This is a genomic window from Roseibium alexandrii DFL-11 (assembly GCF_000158095.2).
Taxonomy (GTDB): Bacteria; Pseudomonadota; Alphaproteobacteria; order Rhizobiales; family Stappiaceae; genus Roseibium; species Roseibium alexandrii.
The window spans coordinates 2,745,394-2,763,062 of sequence record NZ_CM011002.1 but is presented as its reverse complement, the minus strand read 5'-3'; the positions used below and the strand labels follow the sequence as shown (position 1 = coordinate 2,763,062).

Sequence of the window (17,669 nt, the reverse complement as noted above, 5' to 3'; positions counted from 1 at the left end):
TGTCGTCGGACGGTGTTGAGTTCAGTCAATTGATCCAAGGCGACCGGCTCGGTAATCAGCCTCGACAGCGTCAAGCTCTGCTGCTTTGTCCATGGCGAATGGCCCCCTTTGAACAAAGGCTTGGCGTAAGGGATGCCCCCGAAACAGGACGGCATGGGCACCCTCTTCGGAGGTAAATGAGATGTCCGCGGCACCTGCAAATGCGATGGCTTTGCCAGGTTTCAGATCGGCAGACCCTGCGTTCCAGGTCACGGTGGAGGTGCCAGTAATGGCCAAGATCCAGGCGTGTTGGTCGCTGTTGCCGCTGTGCGTGAACTGACCGCCGGCCTGCATGTTGATATCCAGGAGCGTAAGCGGAACGTCCGGCGCGACCCGGCCCGTGACACCGTTGCCTCTCCCAAGTATCAGCCGCGCGGTGGAGCGGTCGCCTGTAAGCTTTGGGATGTCCTTGGCTGGGAGGTGAAATGCAAAAGGCGCGTCGTGCCGGTTCTCTGCGGGTAAGTTCACGAAGACCTGCAATGCGTGGGTCCTGGCATCGGGCCGCGGCGCTTCGTCATGCAGGGCGCCGCGCGCGGCCTTGAACCAATAGAGATCACCCGGCGCCAGCTCGAGGTCATTGCCAAGAGAGTCGCGGTTGTGGAACGCACCTTCGCTGTCTTCAAACATCACGGTCACGGCAGACAGGCCTGCGTGCGCGTGCGGCCCGAATGTGGGCTTTGTCGCGACGAAGTGGTCGACCATGATCACCGGGTCCATCAGCCCCTGGAAGTCCGTATGTTGGTAGCTTTGGGCCACGAAGCCATCGCCAATGGTGAGCTTTCGGCCGTCGCTTTGTGCATGTGTTTCGCAAGGGGCGCCCGCGAGTGTGTCGATAAGCTGCGTTGTCATGTCAGTCTCTCTCTTCTGTTGCATTGAGGATATGAGAGAGACAATCAGCAGAAAATCGGTCATTATCAGAACATATCGTTCCACTGATGGAACGCAGGATAAAGCACGGCATGGACCTTAACGACGCGTTCTACTTTGTTCAGGTTGTTGAAAAGGGCGGCTTTTCCGCCGCGGCACGGTTGTTGAACATTCCCAAGTCCCGGCTCAGCCGCCGTGTGCGGCAGCTTGAAGAGGACCTTGGCGTGCGCCTCTTGCAGCGCACATCGCGCATCGTCACGACGACAGATATCGGTGAAGAATACTACCGCCACGCGCAAAAGGCCCTCGCACAGTTCGAGATCGCCGAGACCGCCGTTCGCCGCAAAACCAACAGGATCGAGGGCACCGTGACCATGTCCTGTTCCGTGGGGATGGCGCAGTTTGGTTTGGACCAGATCTTACCGCGTTTTCTCCAGGAATATCCCGGGGTGACCGTTGTTCAGCGCGCCTCGAACCGGATGGAGGATTTGATCAAAGGCGGGATAGATATGGCGATCCGTGGACATATGGACACTCTGCCCGACTCGAGCCTCATCCAAGTGCGTTTGGCGCGTGTGGAATGGCACATGTTCTGTTCCCCGGACTACCAGGGCATCCTGGATCCGTCCGATGATCCGGCCGGGTTGGCAAATCACCCAGCTCTAATTCTGGGTCGACCCGGAGCGACGCACCAATGGCTGCTAACCGATGGAGACGGGCAAAGCGCATCTGTCCCGTGCCGGGTGCGGTTTGCAAGCGATGATATGTCGACGCTTAAAAACGCGGCGGCTTTGTCCTTGGGGCTCGTCGCCCTGCCTTCCTACGTATGTCGACCAGAGGTGGAAGCCGGATCGCTTGTGCGCATCTTGCCGGGTTGGACGGCGGGGACCCCGCAGATCAGCCTATTGATGCCTTCGCGTGAAGGATTGCTACCGGCATTTGAGGTGTTGCTTGATTTCTTGAAGCGTGAACTGCCCACCGTTCTGGCCGGCGACGCACCAGGGTCCAGATAGGGGGGCGTCCGACGGAATTGAACCTCGCGCGTTTGGCTATTGCCTGACATCTTTCATTACAGCTTAGCTTGGCAATTCTCCTTCTGAGCAAGAAAACAAGCAACCATTGGAGCCGAGGAACTCAATGGTCGTTTTGTCCGCAGAGCAGTCATTGGAAATTGGTTCAAGAACAATCATTTGCCGTGCATTGTAACCAAGGCCGCGATAGGAGAGGACTGTAACGAGAGATGAGAGCCTCATGAGCGACGATCAAACCAATTTCGAGGCAACTGACATGCCCGCAGCAACCGTCGAGAACGACTCGCTTGCTGAAGCTTACAATCGGGGTTTGGAACTCGAAAAGGCAGGTGACCTCGTTGCAGCGGCCGAGTCCTACCGGGAAGCCTTGGCACTCGATCCGTCCGATCCTGGCGGCGTCAGTATCCGGCTTGCAGCCATGGGCGTGGCGGAGACGCCCGGCAAGATGCCGGATGCCTATGTGGCGACCTTGTTCGATCAGCATGCCGACGTCTTTGATGAAATCCTGGTCGATGACCTTGGATATTGTGTCCCATTGTTGCTCCAGGACCTTGTCGGGCGTTTGGAGCTGGGACCGTTCGACCGTTTTCTGGAACTCGGTTGCGGCACCGGACTGACTGGTCTCGCGTTCTCCGAGACCGCTCAGCATCTGACCGGCGTTGACCTTTCGGAACGGATTGTCGAACTGGCTTATGATCGTGAGGTCTATGATGACCTCTATGTCGGGGAAGCCGTCGAGTTTCTTGAAGAATTTGAGGAAGAAGACGGCAGCCGTCCATCCTGGGACTTTGTTGCCGCAACGGATGTGTTTCCTTATCTGGGCGCGGTTGAACCTTTTCTGAAAGGGGCTTCCGAGCGGTTGGTCGTGGGGGGATATCTCGCCTTTTCGACCGAAACCCTGCCGGATGCCGTGCTGGATGGACGGGACTATATGGTCGGGCCGAAGAGCCGGTTTGCTCAGAGCGAAGCTTATGTTCGAAAAAGGCTTGAGGAATTCGGGTTCGACATCCTGGCGATGGATCCGATTACCGTCCGGATGGAGGAAGGAGAGCCGGTTCCAGGCCATCTCGTGATGACCCGGAAACGGTAACAGCGCCTCAAAGAGCATCGGGCGTTTTGTTGGAGACGCCCAAAGCCGCCCGGTCACTTCTGAAACGATCACCTTTGGACGCTCAATCGATTTCGATTGAGTGTCCGCTGATCTAGAGCGTGTCGCGTTCAATTAAATTCAGGCTGCTTCAGGTTTCGCGTACGCGGCGAAGCCGAGTGGCAGCGAAACCTGAAACCGCTTAAACGCGATTTGCTCTAGGCAGCCAGGTCCATGACCAGATGCGGACGACCGTCAGACGTCCGGTTGATCGCAATCCCGTTTTCCCGAATGGTGCAGGTGACGCGGCTCCGGTAAGCGGAGAAGCTGTCAAATGTCACCACATCGACAGGGGCGTCAAACTGGATGGTCACCCTGTAGGTCCCGGACTGCGAGGTCTTTGCGAAGCCGCGAATTTCGCCTTCGAAAGACTGACCAAGATACGTGCCGTTCACCCTGTCCCCCACAGTGAACGGACGGAAGCCGTTGTTTTGGGTGGCCGCATGCAATGTATTCCAGTCCCGGTAGCCATATTGTTTGGCGACCAGTTCCAGCGATTTGCTGTGGCTGACGTCAGCACTGTCAGAATTTGAGATCGCGAGCCGGAGGCGTTTCGCCTGAGACTTCAGATCAGTCAGATTAGGTAAAGTCATTACGTACCCTTCCAAGAAAGGCAGGCATGTTCGGATGGGGTCCGCATTGCCATCGGCCTGCACAACTTAGTCAGGAACGATTGAAGCAGCCAGCCGGCTGCGAAGGTGTTCACCGAGGCTTGTCGCCCGCGGACGGCTGGTCCCTTCAAACCGAGCCGACATGTAAGTGCGCGCTTTGAATAAATCAAGAGTGCAAAAAGAAAGCCGCACGCGGCGGCTTCAAGGGAGGGAGGAGTAGATACTCAGGTACACAACGCTTCACAATCAAATGGCAGGGCAATCACGTCTGCCACATCAATAGGGTATTGGGTGAAGCTGGCCTGAAGCTTGCGTTAATCAGGCCAGCATCGTGTCATGCGTGGACGAGACGCTTCAACAGTTCGACCTCTTGGGCCAATGCTGCGTCGCCCGCAACCATGCTTTCGATCTTGCGCACAGCATGGAGAACCGTGGTGTGGTCCCTGTTGCCGAACCGGCGTCCGATTTCCGGCAAGGACCGCCCTGTCATGACCTTTGCGATATACATCGCGATCTGGCGCGGACGGACTAGGGTCCGGGCGCGGCACGAAGACAGCAGGTCCGCTTTGGTGACGCTGAAGTGCTTGCAGACAACGTTTTGAATGTCTTCAACCTTGATGGACCGCGGCTCGCCAATCCGGACCAGATCATGAAGGGTCTTTTCGGCAAGCTGCATGGTAACCGGCTGTTTGGTCAGCTGATTGTGTGCAAACAGGCGGTTCAAGGCGCCTTCCAGATCTCTCGCTGAGGAAATCACGTAGCGGGCGATGTAGTCGATAACTTCGTCCGGTACCGTGAAACCTGGATGGGTCCGTCGCGCAGAGAAGATCCGCTTCTTGAGGATGTCGTGACGGAGCGCGTAGTCGGTCGCTTGGATCGTGACAACTTCACCGGTCTGGATGCGCTGGCGGACCGTGCTGCCCAAAGTGCTCATTTCATCCGGAGCCCGGTCTGCTGCCATGATGATCTTCATCGGCGATTCCATGAGCATTTCGAGAGTTTTGCCGAACTCCTCGTGACCCTGTTTGCCGTGCAGGAACTGCAGATCATCAATCAAAAGAAGATCGATGGACTTCATGGCCTGGCGCAGAACCGGATAGGCCGGTGTGCGCAGGGCCGGTACCAGGTGGTACATGAAGAACTCGGCAGACAAGTAGGCCACCCGGCGTCCGCCTTTCCGCGCTTCGGTCGCCGCAGCCTGAAGCAGGTGCGTTTTGCCGATGCCCGTGGAGGAGTGGATGTAGAGCAGGCCAAGCGAGCCATCATGACCGGCCGCCATTTGGCGCACCGCTGCACAGGCGAGGCTATTGGACGTTCCTTCAGCAAAGGTGTCGAAGGTCAGTTTCGGGTTCAGTGCGGCGCCATTCAGGAAATCAGCTGCAGCATCTTCACCCGTGTCCGCCAGGCACGGGATGGACGCAACCGTGTTGACCGAGCCGAATTGGGGGTTTGTGGCAAATGGGGCGGCCCGGCCGCTGATGCGCCGTGCTTTGATCGGTTTTGGGGCCTGGCTTCCAGCCGGCCGCGGGCGAAGTGCACCGCGGACCGTCAGCTCAACCCGGCTGATGTCGTCGTGCTGCCGCTGCCAAAGGTTGACCAGCTGCTTTTCGTAATTGCTCAAGATCCAGTTCTTGAGAAAGGGCGTCGGGACAGACAAACGAACCGCATCTCCGTTCGTCTCTTCGTGTTTTACCCTGCCGAACCAGTTGGAGAAAATGTCTTCGCCCAGTTCGTTTTTCAGTTCTGCCTTCACCCGATCCCACGGATCGGACACTTGTAGAGTCTGAACCTGCATTGTGGCCTCCATCCAAAGAAACGCACTCGTCGCTTCTTCACGTGCACTGTCATGCCTGGCTGCGATCGATTTCTGTTGTCGCCGCCTTGTGGCTGTTTTCTGGCCCTAGGGCCTGTTGGCTTATTTTTGCCTATGAACAACGTTAACTATTTGCTTACCATAAATTCAAATAGCTAATTCTTATGGGGTCATAGACGTTTTGTATTGTAATTTTTGTAGATGCCCAGTCTTCGATTCTGTTGATTAGGGAAGGAGACTTTCCCTTTTACTCGCCGCCGAGCAGAGAGGTAGTTCCGACCCAGTATTCCTCCTTGGTCTGCTTTTGGTTCCTACCGTTGCAAGATAGGATTTTAGGAAATTTTTAACTATTTCGGAAACTATCCAGAAGTTTTCAAACGGTAACCTGAAAAATTGGGATTTTTTTTTAGATAAAATCTGCGATCTAGCTGAGAAGTAATGATATTTTTCCCAAGGTGGCGTGTGTCAAAAAAACGACGCGAATTCTGGATGGACTGGATTTTTGCTGAAAAATCGTCTTTTCGGCAGTGGATTTCTGGGAAAAACCTGGCCTGCGGAACTCGGGACTGAGGCGGAGCAAACCGTCTTTCGACCACTTGGTCAGAATCAAAAAATTCGCTTAAACAGGCCTTTACTTCACAGAGTGAAATTATCAGGTCAGCAATCGCCGCTAAGTCGGTTGGTCTGTGCGTTCCCGTTCAGGGCATAAATCTCTGCAATATGGTAATTTTAACAATTGCACGCCTCGGCAGGAATGCTCTGCCAATCCATTTGGGCATCCTTTCGGCGCCGTTTGCCGAACCGGCAAGTACAGCATTCACTGTTGGAAGTAAAAATGGGCATTTACTCAAAAGGGGAGTGGGCGCAGTCGATGGATATTGCCAAGTGGCTGATTTTTTAAAGCAGCAGTTTTGCTTGTTGAGCCCGGCGAGACACACGGTTGTTCCAAGGCTGGAGTGCCGCCGTGAAATAACACCGCAGTAGTATGGGAAGAAAAGAGGTTAGGGGAGGCGGGCACCTCCCCATTTTCAGAATATTTAGAGTATCCGGCCCGGGTTCATGAGGTTTTTCGGATCGAAGGCCGATTTGATCCGGCGCATGAGATCGAGCTCGATCTCTGATTTGACGTCGCGCAGCAAGTCTTTCTTCAAACGCCCGATGCCGTGTTCTGCGGAAATGCTGCCGCTGAAATCTGCAACGATGCCGTGGACGATCGCATTCATCTCGTCCCACTTGGCAAGATAGGCTTCCTTGTCCGCACCAACCGGCTGGCTGACATTGAAATGGATGTTGCCGTCGCCCAAGTGGCCGAATGGCACGGGCCGGCACCCGGGAACGAATGCTTCCACAGCAGCAATCGCTTCATCAAGGAAGGCGGGAATGGAGGCAACCGGGACAGAGACGTCGTGTTTGATGGATCCGCCTTCGGCTTTTTGGACTTCCGACATGCCGTGGCGAATGTGCCAGAAGTCCTGAACCTGGCTGAGGTTCTGGGCAAAGGCTGCGTCTTCGACCAGTTCGGCCTCAAAAGCTTCGCCCAGAATACCCTCCATAAGGTCCCTGACCGGGAACACTTCAGAGCCGCTGGACAGCTCCATCAGCACATACCAGGCATGTTCGCCTTCCAGGGGATCCCGCGCCCCGTCCAGATGATCGAGACAGAATTGCACACCAACACGCGGCATGATTTCAAAACCGGTGAGCAGCGGTCCGGCCTGGGCTTTGGCCATCGAGAAGACCTTCAACGCAGCATGCGGGTTGGCGAGGCCGATAAACGAAGCTTCCAGTTTCTTCGGCTTTGGAAACAGCTTCAAAGAGGCTGCCGTAATAATCCCCAGGGTGCCCTCTCCACCGATAAACAATTGTTTCAAATCATAACCGGTATTGTCCTTGCGAAGGGTTCGTAGACCGTTCCAAATCTCACCCGTCGGCAGCACAACTTCGAGCCCGAGAACCAAGTCGCGGGTATTGCCATAAGCCAGCACGGCGGTGCCGCCGGCGTTGGTCGAAATGTTGCCGCCGATCTGACAGGAGCCCTGCGCGCCGAGTGAAAGCGGGAACAGGCGGTCGACTTTTTCAGCCTCGTTTTGCACCGTCTCAAGGATTACGCCGGACTCCACGGTCAGCGTGAAACCGTCCGGATCGACGGCCCGCACTTTGTTCATCCGGGTGAGTGAAAGAACGATTTCCTCCCCGGATTCCTGCGGAATTTGACCGCCGACGAGCCCGGTGTTGCCGCCTTGCGGGACGACCTTCAGATCGTTCTCATAGGCGTAGCGCATCACGGCGCTGACCTCGTCGGTGGACCCTGGCCGCAGCACCATTGGCGTAACGCCTTTATATAGGTCACGCCACTCGGTGAGAAACGGGGCTTGGTCGTCGGCGGTCGTCAGTACGTTGGCTGCGCCGATCATTTCGGCGAAGCGTTCAGCGTGAGGGGAGGGCTCCATAGTCGGGATTCTCGTCCTGTTCCGTGATCAAATTTTGCGGCCAACATAGTGATTGAACCGGCCCCCGTCGACGCTTCATTCCGTCCCGGTCTCACTTGAAGGAGAAAATGCCTTGTGCCATAGGAGGCCAGCCCGCTCGGGTGGTGAATGGAATCCTAATCGGAGAATACGATGGCGGAAACGCGCGGACTGATGAACGGCAAACGTGGCTTGATCATGGGCTTGGCAAACAAGAAGTCAATTGCCTGGGGGATCGCCAAATCGCTTGCCGATGCCGGTGCCGAGCTTGCCCTCACATACCAGGGCGACGCTCTGAAAAAACGCGTGGAGCCGCTGGGTGAAGAACTCGGTGCGTTTGTAGCCGGGCATTGTGATGTGACCGACACTCAGTCCATAGACGACGTCTTCAAAGCCCTTGAGGAAAAGTGGGGCAAGATCGACTTTCTGGTTCATGCCGTTGCATTCTCCGACAAGAACGAGCTGACCGGCCGCTTCGTTGATACGACTGCCGACAACTTTGCCCGCACGATGGACATCTCCTGCTACTCGCTGACCGCTGTTACCCAGCGCGCGGAAAAGCTTATGACCGACGGCGGGTCGATCCTGACCATGACCTACTATGGCGCGGAAAAGGTCATGCCGCACTACAACGTCATGGGTGTCGCCAAGGCGGCTTTGGAAACCAGCGTCAAGTATCTCGCGATGGATCTCGGACCGCAAAACATTCGCGTCAACGCAATCTCTGCCGGACCGATCAAAACGCTGGCGGCGTCCGGTATCGGCGACTTCCGCTACATCCTTAAATGGAATGAATACAATTCGCCGCTGCGCCGCTCCGTGACGATTGAAGAAGTTGGCGACAGCGCCCTGTTCCTCTTGTCCGATCTTGGCCGTGGCGTCACCGGTGAAATCCAGCATGTCGATTGCGGCTACAACATCGTCGGCATGAAAGCCGTCGATGCGCCGGATATTTCAGTCGTTAAAGACTGACGCTCAGGCTGCAAGCCAAGGCGGGGCCCCGCCTGGCATATTCCATTTTCAGCGCTCCGGCTTATATCTTGCCGGAGCGTTTTCATATCCGGACACCTTCATGACGATCGTACCTGCGCCCCAATCCCCTGAATATCTGAAGAAGCTTTTTGATCCCGGATTTCTGATTTTTATCCGCCATGGCCAGACCGATTGGAATGCCGAGGGCCGGATGCAGGGCCAGAAGGACATTCCCCTGAACGCCCACGGCGAGGGCCAAGCGACCAACAATGGCGCGCTCTTGAAGGCGTTTTTGGAGAAGGAGGGGATCGACCCGGTTTCTCTGGACTTCGTCGCGTCTCCGCTCGGCCGGACCCGGGCGACAATGGAACGCGTCAGGACGGAAATGGGGCTTGCGCCGGACACGTACCGGCTTGATGATCAGTTGAAGGAGATCACCTTCGGCGACTGGGAAGGGTTTACGCTCGAAGAGCTGGCCGTGAATGATCCGGAACTCGTCGAGCAACGGCGCGCGGACAAGTGGCGTTTCGTGCCGCCGGGCGGGGAAAGCTACGAGATGCTTGCAGATCGCATCGGCCGGTGGCTAGTGACCGTCGACCGCCCATCGGTCGTGGTGTCCCACGGTGGTGTCTTCCGGGTTCTGCGCGGTCTTCTGGAAGGCGGTTATACGGACAAGGTTCCGAAATACGATGTTCCGCAAGACAAAGTGTTCATTTGGCGGGACAGCCGAATGACTGCTGTTGAAACAATATGAGAGCACTCCGGCAGATTATCCAGCCGATGTTTTGACGCATATGTGAACTGAAAACGGTCTGTCCGGTCATCGGATGCCGCGTTTCAGTCCGTATGAACCTTTACTCATACGGAGACAAAGACATGTCCGCAGAAGACTTCTATTCCGAGCTTCCAAGCTGCCAAGATTTCAAGTCGGACAACATACACAACGATTTCATCCCGGTTCCGGAAGACTGGGTAGTTCTCACCGCGGATATCGTCCGGTCCCGCAATGCCATCAACGCCGGACGATACAAAGACGTCAACATGGTTGGCGCGGCTGTAATCGCAGCTGTTTTGAACCAGGTCGATCGTGACCGCGTTCCCTTTGTGTTTGGCGGCGACGGGGCTGTTGTTGTCGTTCCAGAAGCCGACAGAAAACTCGCTGAGGAAGCGATTGCCGGCGTTGTTGCCCTCGCTCGGGACGTTTTGGATCTGGAATTGCGGGCAGCTGCCATCCCGGTTGCCGACATTCGCAAGAAAGGCGGCGATATCAAAGTCCGCAAGTACCGCCTGAGCCCGGGAAATCACCTTGCCATGATCATTGGCGATGGGTTGTTGATTGCGGACCGGATCCTCAAAGATCCTGAGGCGGTGAAACCTTATGCCTTAGCAGCATCTTCCAGTGACCCTGTGCTGAGCGGTTTGTCCTGCCGATGGGAACCCCTGGACGCTCAAAATGGGCATATCGTTTCCCTGATCCTGAAACCGGCCACTGATGAGAGTTTGCCGGAGATTATTGAGGGATTGGCCGGCAAGCTTGGTTTCAATCCGTTGACGGACGACGAAAAGCTCCGTTTGGCAGAGGGCCCTCGTTTGAAGTTCCGGTTTCCGCCACGGACCTTATCCCTGGAGGCAAGCTTCAGCTCGCCAGCCAGCTGGTTGAAGGGTTATCTCATGGGCATCGTGGAAAGCCTGTTTTTCATGTATGGCTATTATACCGGACGGCGGGCGGGGCCTTTTGATCCAAAGAAGTACATGAAGGAACTCAGCCTCAATACAGATCACAGGAAGCTTGGGGACAGTTTGCAGCTCGTCCTCGACCTGACTGCGGACCAGCTGACTGCTTTGCAGACCTATCTGGAAAAACTCTCAGATGCTGGCCAGCTGGTTTACGGGCTTCATGTATCGGACCGGGCTCTGATGACATGTTTCATGCAGGATGTGTCCAACAATCAGCACATTCATTTTGTGGATGGGGCTGATGGTGGGTTGTCTTTGGCTGCCATTGATTTCAAGAAGCGGCTCGCGGAACGCGCCGCAGCGCCAGAAACTTCCAGTTCACCAGCCGGTTAAAACGGCGGTGAGGTGTGAGGATCACGCGTTGACGGCGTACACCTTGCCGTCTGTATTCAGGATCGCCTGCCGCTGGATCATGTCAAGGATTTCACCTTCCGGAATAGCCTTTGAGACCAGAAAACCCTGTATGTAGTCGCAACCGTTTTGCTGTAGCCAGAGCCGTTCGCCTTCGGTTTCAACGCCTTCTGCCAAAACACTGATATCGAGGCTCTTGGCGAGATTGATCAAGGCACTTGTGAATTTCTGCAGGCCCGGATTGGTGTCAACACCGGTGATAAAGCTGCGGTCGATCTTCACACGATCCACCTTGAGGTCCCGCAGACTTGAAATGCTGGAATGTCCGGTGCCGAAATCATCCAGTTCAATGAAAAAGCCGAGTTCCGACAAGCGCACGATGTTGGCCTTAACCGGCATGGCCGCGATCTCGTCGATCATGACGGCTTCAAGAATTTCCAGATTGAAATTGGACGGTTTGAGGCCGAGGCTGACGATCTTGGCGTAGATTTCTTCCGCCACATTTTCCTGTTCCAGAAAACTCGCTGAGACGTTTAGCCCGAGATGAATGCCATGAATGTCCCGGGTCTCAAGCGTTGTGGCCAACGACAACACGTTCTCGCGAACTGCTGTTTCGATGAGCTCCATGTATCCAGCATCTTCTGCAGCAGGCAGAAAGGCGCCTGGAAAGCGGACCTGATCTCCATCTATCCAGCGGGCGAGGGCTTCCGCGCCGATGATCTGTCCGGTGTGGATGTCCACCTGGGGCTGATACCAGGGAACGATGTTGCCATGTTCCAGAGCCGACAGGACTTCCTTGGCGGTCTCCGCGTTGCTCTCAAAAATGGCACGCATCATCGGCGAGAAAACTTCGAGTTCCTTCGATCCCTTTTGTTTGGCCGCGCGCAAGGCAAGCGTTGCATCCGTCAGGATGTTTTCGCTGAGTGCGGTGTTGGCCTTTTGAAAGGAAACCCCACCATTGGCGTCGATTACGGTTTCCTGGCCTTCCACCACCTTGACCGAGCAGATTTTCTTCAAGACCCTTCGGGCAAAGGCTTCAAAGTCTGCGATGCTGTTGGCGTCCCGGCGGAGCAGGGCAAACTCACTGCCTCCCGTCCGGCACAGGAAGTCTTTAGGACCTGCAACCGCCGTGAGGTCGCTCGCAATGGCCCTTAAGATCATGTCGCCAGATTTGTCCCCGAAACGATGATTGATTTTCCGAAACTGACGGATATCGAACACGACAAGGCCTGATGTGCCATTTGCGCTGGACGGGCGGACGCTTCTCAGCGCTTCCAGAAGAGCTCTGCGGTTCGGTAGGCCGGTCAGCGGATCGTGAAATCCAAGTTTTTCGAACTCCTTTTGGGTCCGGTCGGCAAGTGCCCTGACAAGAACAGCGCCGATGCCAAAGGCGATGAGAATGACGGCTGTTGCCACAGCACCTGCTAAGGAGACCGCTTGAATCGTGTCCTGCTTTTCTTCGATCAACGCGTTTCGCAGATAATCCAGCGTCTCCCGCCAAAGTGTGTACGCTGCCTCGATGAGCATGGGCTCCGCAGTGATAACGGGCTCGGCGTCGATATCGGCACCTTTTTGGGCCTGTATCGTCGACGTCAGGAATTTCGCACCCTGGGTCTGAAAGGCAACGTTTGCTTCTCGGTACTGGCGGGCCTTGAGACGCAGGGCATCGGCTGCCGGGCCGGTGAGATCCGCGAACAGCAACACGGTGTCGCGGGCCGCACCATCGGCGGCCACTTTGAACTGACCCCCTTGGACGGGGACCATCATCTTGTCCCAGACGTTAATGGTGTCCTTTGCAGACAGGAGTTCGGCATTCTCGCGCATTTTCGACGTTTCGATAATGACGGAGGGCAGAATTTCAGTCAGCAGATGTGGGAGTTTTGTTGTCTCGTACGGACTGGATGACGAGATTTTGGCGAGGGCTGCAATCGAAAGTGCCAGGCTTCTGGCATGTCTCAGCGATTTGGAGACATCTTCTTCCGTCGCAAACTCTGTCAGTTGGGTGTCCAGATAGTCCGCATAATCCGGACCGCCGAAGCGGATAAGCTGGGCGCGGTAGTCGTCTGGGATCTCCAGTGAAGGAATGCCACGCGACTTTTCCTCCGTCAGGGGCCCCAGCGCTTGAAGCAGGCCAACGCCCTTCAAACTGCGGTCAATCGCGCGGACACTTTCGAAATTTCCGTAGAACCAAAGCGAGGCAAAGAGCAGGCTGGGCACCAGCAAGAAAATGATCAGACCTGTTAGCCAACCACGAATGCGCACTATAGAATCCCGCTGACATCAACTTGGGGAGGCACGATAAAGATTGGTGTTTAACGATTGGCAAATTCGATTTTATAAAAACGGGTCTATCGCCGGTTCACACGTATAGGTGATCTGTTTTTGATCAATCAGCGATTTTCTTGTTTTCTATCTTCTTGGAGTGCGTCGAAATAGAAGACCGCTCCAACGCCTCATGGGCTTGAGCTTCAAGGGCGGATGGCTTATCGCTCGCAGTCTTGGTTCACGCTTTTTTTGGGAAAGCCACGGATGTCGCACAACAGTTTCGGTCACATGTTTCGGGTCACCACTTGGGGGGAAAGCCACGGACCTGCAATCGGCTGTGTTGTTGATGGTTGTCCGCCGCTCGTACCGCTGACCGAAGCTGACATCCAGGGTTTTATGGAAAAGCGCAAGCCCGGCCAGTCCAAGTACACGACACAGCGGCGAGAGCCCGACGAAGTGAAGATCCTGTCCGGCGTCATGATTGATGAAGACGGGGTGCAGAAAACAACCGGTACACCGATTTCGCTGATGGTTGAGAACACCGATCAACGGTCCAAGGATTACTCCGAGATCAAGGACCGGTTCCGCCCGGGTCACGCTGATTTCACCTATGATGCGAAATACGGCATTCGTGACTATCGCGGCGGCGGACGGTCCTCTGCCCGCGAAACAGCGATGCGTGTTGCAGCCGGCGCCGTTGCGCGGAAGGTTCTGCAGGGTGTAACGATCCGCGGCGCCTTGGTTCAGGTTGGGCCGCATAAACTCGATCGCGGCAATTGGGACTGGACGGAAGTCAACAACAACCCGTTTTTCTGTCCCGACGCAGCGGCGGCTGCCCAATGGGCGGAGTATCTTGATGGGGTGCGCAAGGCAGGATCTTCAGTCGGCGCGGTGATTGAAATCGTGGCGGAAGGCGTGCCCGCCGGATGGGGTGCGCCGATCTACGGCAAACTGGATACGGACCTAACCGCGGCGATGATGTCCATCAACGCGGTGAAGGGCGTTGAAGTTGGCAACGGCTTTGAGTCCGCAACCTTGACCGGCGAAGAAAACGCCGATGAAATCCGCGTTGACGATGTTGGCCGACCGGTTTTCCTGACCAACAATGCAGGCGGGGTTCTTGGCGGGATCTCCAACGGCGATCCGCTGGTCGTGCGGTTTGCAGTCAAGCCAACATCTTCGATCCTGACGGAACGCAAGTCGATCACACGTCAGGGAGAGGAGGTCGATGTGATGACCAAAGGCCGCCATGATCCGTGTGTTGGCATCCGCGCCGTTCCGGTCGGCGAGGCTATGATGGCCTGTGTGCTGGCCGATCACTTCATCCGCCACCGCGGCCAGGTGGGCTGACGGCAACGGGTTCCTGCGACATTTAAATACAAATCTTTTGCGCGGTGATTATGGTCCCGGTTGGCAAAGCTTCTAGATATCCAAGGAGCACCAATAGGCGTGCCGACAGGGAGCTATCGCATGAACGAGATGACACCGGTTCGCCGCATGACGGCGAAGGACTTCCCTCAGGAACTGCTCGACCTTTACGACTACTATGCGCATGGCAAGATCACCAAACGTGAGTTTCTGACAGGCGCTGCCAAGTTTGCAGTGGCGGGTGTCACCGCTGCCATGCTGCTAGATCAGCTATCCCCGAATTACGCTTTGGCCCAGCAAGTCGCACCAGACGATGGGGCAATTGAGACTGACCGGATAACCTATCCGTCGCCGAACGGGCATGGCGAAGTCAATGCGTACATGGTCAAGCCAGCGGGTGCGACGGGCAAACTGGCGGCGGTGCTGGTGATCCACGAAAACCGGGGCTTGAATCCTTACATTGAAGATGTTGCCCGGAGGCTCGGCAAGGCCGGCTTTCTGGCTCTGGCACCCGATGGCTTGACGTCCGTGGGCGGGTATCCGGGAAATGATGACGAAGGGCGGCAGCTCCAACGCACGGTCGACCGCGAAAAACTACTGAACGACTTTTTTGCCGGATTCGAGTTTCTGCTGAACCATGAAGACAGCACCGGCAAGGTCGGGGCGGTCGGTTTCTGTTATGGCGGTGGTGTCGTGAACGCCATTGCTGTTGCTTACCCGGAACTCTCTGCGGGTGTGCCGTTTTACGGACGTCAGCCCGCAGTCGAAGATGTCGCCAAGATAGAAGCGCCATTGATGCTGCAACATGCCGAGCTAGACGAACGCATTAATGCGGGCTGGCCCGCCTATGAGGAGGCGCTCAAGGCTCATGGTAAAGAATATGTGGCGCATATGTATCAGGGTGCGAACCACGGCTTCCACAACGATACGACACCCAGGTTTGATGCAGAAGCCGCAGAACTGGCCGAAGAGCGCACAGTTGCGTTTTTCAAGGAACACTTGACGTAGTCGGATACTGCCGGGGAGAGCTTGTTCCCCGGCAAGATCGGATAAGATGACGTTTTGGTATCTCAGACGAACTTGAACGTCCGGATGCGTGTCAGAACTTCATCCGGATCGCCGACAAGGGTGTGCAGGTTGACGGAAATCAGCTCCCTGCCGTGTTCGCGTTTGCTGCGTTTCCAGTTGCGCATCGTGAGCCGCTTCCACAAGGGTGTGTGCTGGCCTTGCGTGACGGCGTCTTCCAATGGGCGGGTTAGAAGCACGTTCAGCTTTATCAACTCGATGCTGCGGACACTCGTGCGGGTCAGATCGATCATCCGGATGGCTCCCCAGTCGATAAAGCCGATGCGGTCAACAAAGAGCCCGTCTTCATTCGCGCCCAGCTGCGGGCGCTTTTTCTCAAGCATGGGAAAATGCCAGTAGGCAATGACTGCCGGACCTAGAGCTGCGAACAACAGCAGGTACATACCGGAGACAACGCTCACTACTGCGAAGAGACCTGCAAGCAGCATGCAGCCGTAAACGATAGCCTCGCTGTTCCGCCGGTCGTAGCCGATTGTGAACGGCGCGGGAGCTGGTTTTTCAGATCCCTTGCTCTCGGCTTCCTTGTCGACCACCTGTTCTTTCATGCAGCATTATCCAATCTTTTGACCTCACAAGTCGAGGATCTCGGTTTCGTCGATCTTGATGTCAAACCCCTCCAGCCCGACGTAGTGCCGTTCACGGGAGGCCAGTAGGCGAATGGAGCTGACACCCAGATCTTTCAGAATTTGAGCACCCAGTCCGACTTCCCGCCATTGTTCCTGTCTAGCTTGCGCGGAGCTGTGGTCTTCGGTTTCCGCGGCTTCGAAATCCGATCTTGGCCGGGTGGACTGGCGGGCAACCCCAACAGATCCCTCGCGGAGATAGACAACAACGCCGCGCCCCCGGTCGGCAAAATGCTTCATGATGGTGTCGAGAGGGCGGGCATCCCCGAACGTGTCGTCCAGCACGGATTCCAGCTGCAGGCGAACCGGCACGCTGCGCCCATCCAGGATATCACCATAGACGATGGCAACATGGTGCATCGGGTCGTAAGGCGTTGAATAGGTCATGGCGTAGGCCGGTCCGGCGATTGTCTCGACCGGCTGTTCGTTGACCCGTTCGACCATGCGTTCCGTGCGCTGACGCCAGGCGATCAGGTCGGAGACCGACACCATCTTCAGATCAAATTCAGCGGCAAATTCGGCGACTTGGGCGCCGCGTTTGACCGTGCCGTCGTCATTGACCAGCTCGCTGATCACGCCAACCTGTTCCAGACCGGCCAGGCGGCATAGATCAACAGCTGCTTCCGTGTGGCCGGAGCGCATCATCACGCCGCCTTCCTTTGCAACCAGCGGGAAGATATGGCCGGGGCGGACAAAATCATCAGCGCCGACATTCGGGTTGGCGAGGGCGCGGACAGTTGAGCAGCGCTCTTCAGCTGAAATTCCGGTCGTCAGCCCCTGACGGTAATCGACCGAGATCGTGAACGCGGTTGCCAATGGAGCATCGTTTTCCGCAACCATAGGGTCCAGGCGCAGGCGGCGGGCGTGGGCGACGGTCATCGGCGCGCAGATAATCCCGGATGTGTGCCGGACCATGAATGCCATTTGTTCAGGCGTGACCTTGGAGGCGGCGACAATCAGATCGCCTTCGTTTTCGCGGTCGTCATCGTCGGTCACGACCACCATTTCTCCACGTTCGAATGCGCGGATTGCTTCTGCGACACGGGCCTGGGACACGGGATGCTCCTTGGTTGTAGCTAGTCCGAGAAAGTCGTTTGGAGTGACTTCGCCATTTGTGGCGATGGCGATCTTGCGGGCCATATCGCGCGACACCCAGACATTCGGGTCGTTGCACAGGGCGGTAACGGAGGCAGGGGACAGGTTTGCCCGGCGCGCGAAGGCGCTGCGGCTTTCCCCTGTTTGCAAGAGCCAATGATCCAATCTCATAAGACCGGATATACGCCCTTCAGCT

At 56.3% G+C, this 17,669-nt stretch carries 14 protein-coding genes; 7 read left to right on the top strand and 7 right to left on the bottom strand.

The features are described from left to right. Positions 1–21: 21 nt before the first annotated feature. The gene (locus SADFL11_RS12740) at positions 22–888 is read right to left on the bottom strand and encodes a pirin family protein (RefSeq protein WP_134853022.1); all 867 of its coding nucleotides are present in this window, start codon (positions 886–888) and stop codon (positions 22–24) included. Between the two features lie 110 nt (positions 889–998). Between SADFL11_RS12740 and SADFL11_RS12735 the strand changes: the two genes are divergently transcribed. Together SADFL11_RS12735 and SADFL11_RS12730 are read left to right on the top strand one after the other, a co-directional pair. Then, positions 999–1,919, top strand: coding sequence for a LysR substrate-binding domain-containing protein (locus tag SADFL11_RS12735; RefSeq protein WP_040452929.1), 921 nt, complete (start codon positions 999–1,001; stop codon positions 1,917–1,919). Positions 1,920–2,157: 238 nt separating this feature from the next. Next, entirely contained in the window at positions 2,158–3,027 is an 870-nt protein-coding gene (locus tag SADFL11_RS12730) for a class I SAM-dependent methyltransferase (protein WP_008190257.1), read from the top strand. Between the two features lie 215 nt (positions 3,028–3,242). Here SADFL11_RS12730 and SADFL11_RS12725 read toward each other — a convergent pair whose 3' ends face one another. The 3 genes from SADFL11_RS12725 to SADFL11_RS12715 form a co-directional block, all read right to left on the bottom strand. Continuing rightward, the gene (locus SADFL11_RS12725) at positions 3,243–3,677 is read right to left on the bottom strand and encodes a glyoxalase superfamily protein (RefSeq protein WP_008188781.1); all 435 of its coding nucleotides are present in this window, start codon (positions 3,675–3,677) and stop codon (positions 3,243–3,245) included. 352 nt (positions 3,678–4,029) lie between these two features. Next, positions 4,030–5,490 carry a chromosomal replication initiator protein DnaA gene (gene dnaA, locus SADFL11_RS12720; protein ID WP_040452932.1) on the bottom strand — a complete coding sequence of 487 codons (1,461 nt, stop codon included), beginning with the start codon at positions 5,488–5,490 and terminating at the stop codon, positions 4,030–4,032. A 1,055-nt stretch (positions 5,491–6,545) separates the two neighbouring features. Beyond that, positions 6,546–7,958 (bottom strand): FAD-binding oxidoreductase, encoded by a 1,413-nt coding sequence (locus SADFL11_RS12715; RefSeq protein ID WP_040451594.1) that lies wholly within the window; start codon positions 7,956–7,958, stop codon positions 6,546–6,548. A 171-nt stretch (positions 7,959–8,129) separates the two neighbouring features. On the opposite strand from SADFL11_RS12715, the gene fabI reads away from it, so the two are divergent. The 3 genes from fabI to SADFL11_RS12700 all read left to right on the top strand — a co-directional run bounded on the left by fabI (position 8,130) and on the right by SADFL11_RS12700 (position 11,018). Then, entirely contained in the window at positions 8,130–8,948 is an 819-nt protein-coding gene (gene fabI, locus SADFL11_RS12710) for an enoyl-ACP reductase FabI (protein WP_008191954.1), read from the top strand. A gap of 100 nt (positions 8,949–9,048) precedes the next feature. Continuing rightward, positions 9,049–9,702 carry a histidine phosphatase family protein gene (locus SADFL11_RS12705; RefSeq protein WP_050776197.1) on the top strand — a complete coding sequence of 218 codons (654 nt, stop codon included), beginning with the start codon at positions 9,049–9,051 and terminating at the stop codon, positions 9,700–9,702. Positions 9,703–9,824: 122 nt separating this feature from the next. Then, positions 9,825–11,018, top strand: a complete 1,194-nt coding sequence (locus SADFL11_RS12700; protein WP_134853020.1) for a DUF3095 family protein — start codon at positions 9,825–9,827, stop codon at positions 11,016–11,018. 21 nt (positions 11,019–11,039) lie between these two features. Here the strand turns inward: SADFL11_RS12700 and SADFL11_RS12695 are convergent, their stop codons facing one another. Further along, the gene (locus SADFL11_RS12695) at positions 11,040–13,298 is read right to left on the bottom strand and encodes a putative bifunctional diguanylate cyclase/phosphodiesterase (protein ID WP_008196707.1); all 2,259 of its coding nucleotides are present in this window, start codon (positions 13,296–13,298) and stop codon (positions 11,040–11,042) included. 267 nt (positions 13,299–13,565) lie between these two features. Between SADFL11_RS12695 and aroC the strand changes: the two genes are divergently transcribed. Further along, complete coding sequence (gene aroC, locus SADFL11_RS12690) at positions 13,566–14,651, top strand: chorismate synthase (protein ID WP_040452940.1); 1,086 nt, start codon at positions 13,566–13,568, stop codon at positions 14,649–14,651. Between the two features lie 120 nt (positions 14,652–14,771). Then, complete coding sequence (gene yghX, locus SADFL11_RS12685) at positions 14,772–15,677, top strand: YghX family hydrolase (protein ID WP_008191823.1); 906 nt, start codon at positions 14,772–14,774, stop codon at positions 15,675–15,677. A 62-nt stretch (positions 15,678–15,739) separates the two neighbouring features. Here yghX and SADFL11_RS12680 read toward each other — a convergent pair whose 3' ends face one another. After that, positions 15,740–16,300 (bottom strand): hypothetical protein, encoded by a 561-nt coding sequence (locus SADFL11_RS12680; protein ID WP_008195229.1) that lies wholly within the window; start codon positions 16,298–16,300, stop codon positions 15,740–15,742. Positions 16,301–16,324: 24 nt separating this feature from the next. Next, the gene (ribB, locus tag SADFL11_RS12675; RefSeq protein ID WP_008193243.1) at positions 16,325–17,644 is read right to left on the bottom strand and encodes a 3,4-dihydroxy-2-butanone-4-phosphate synthase; all 1,320 of its coding nucleotides are present in this window, start codon (positions 17,642–17,644) and stop codon (positions 16,325–16,327) included. Positions 17,645–17,669: the final 25 nt, after the last annotated feature.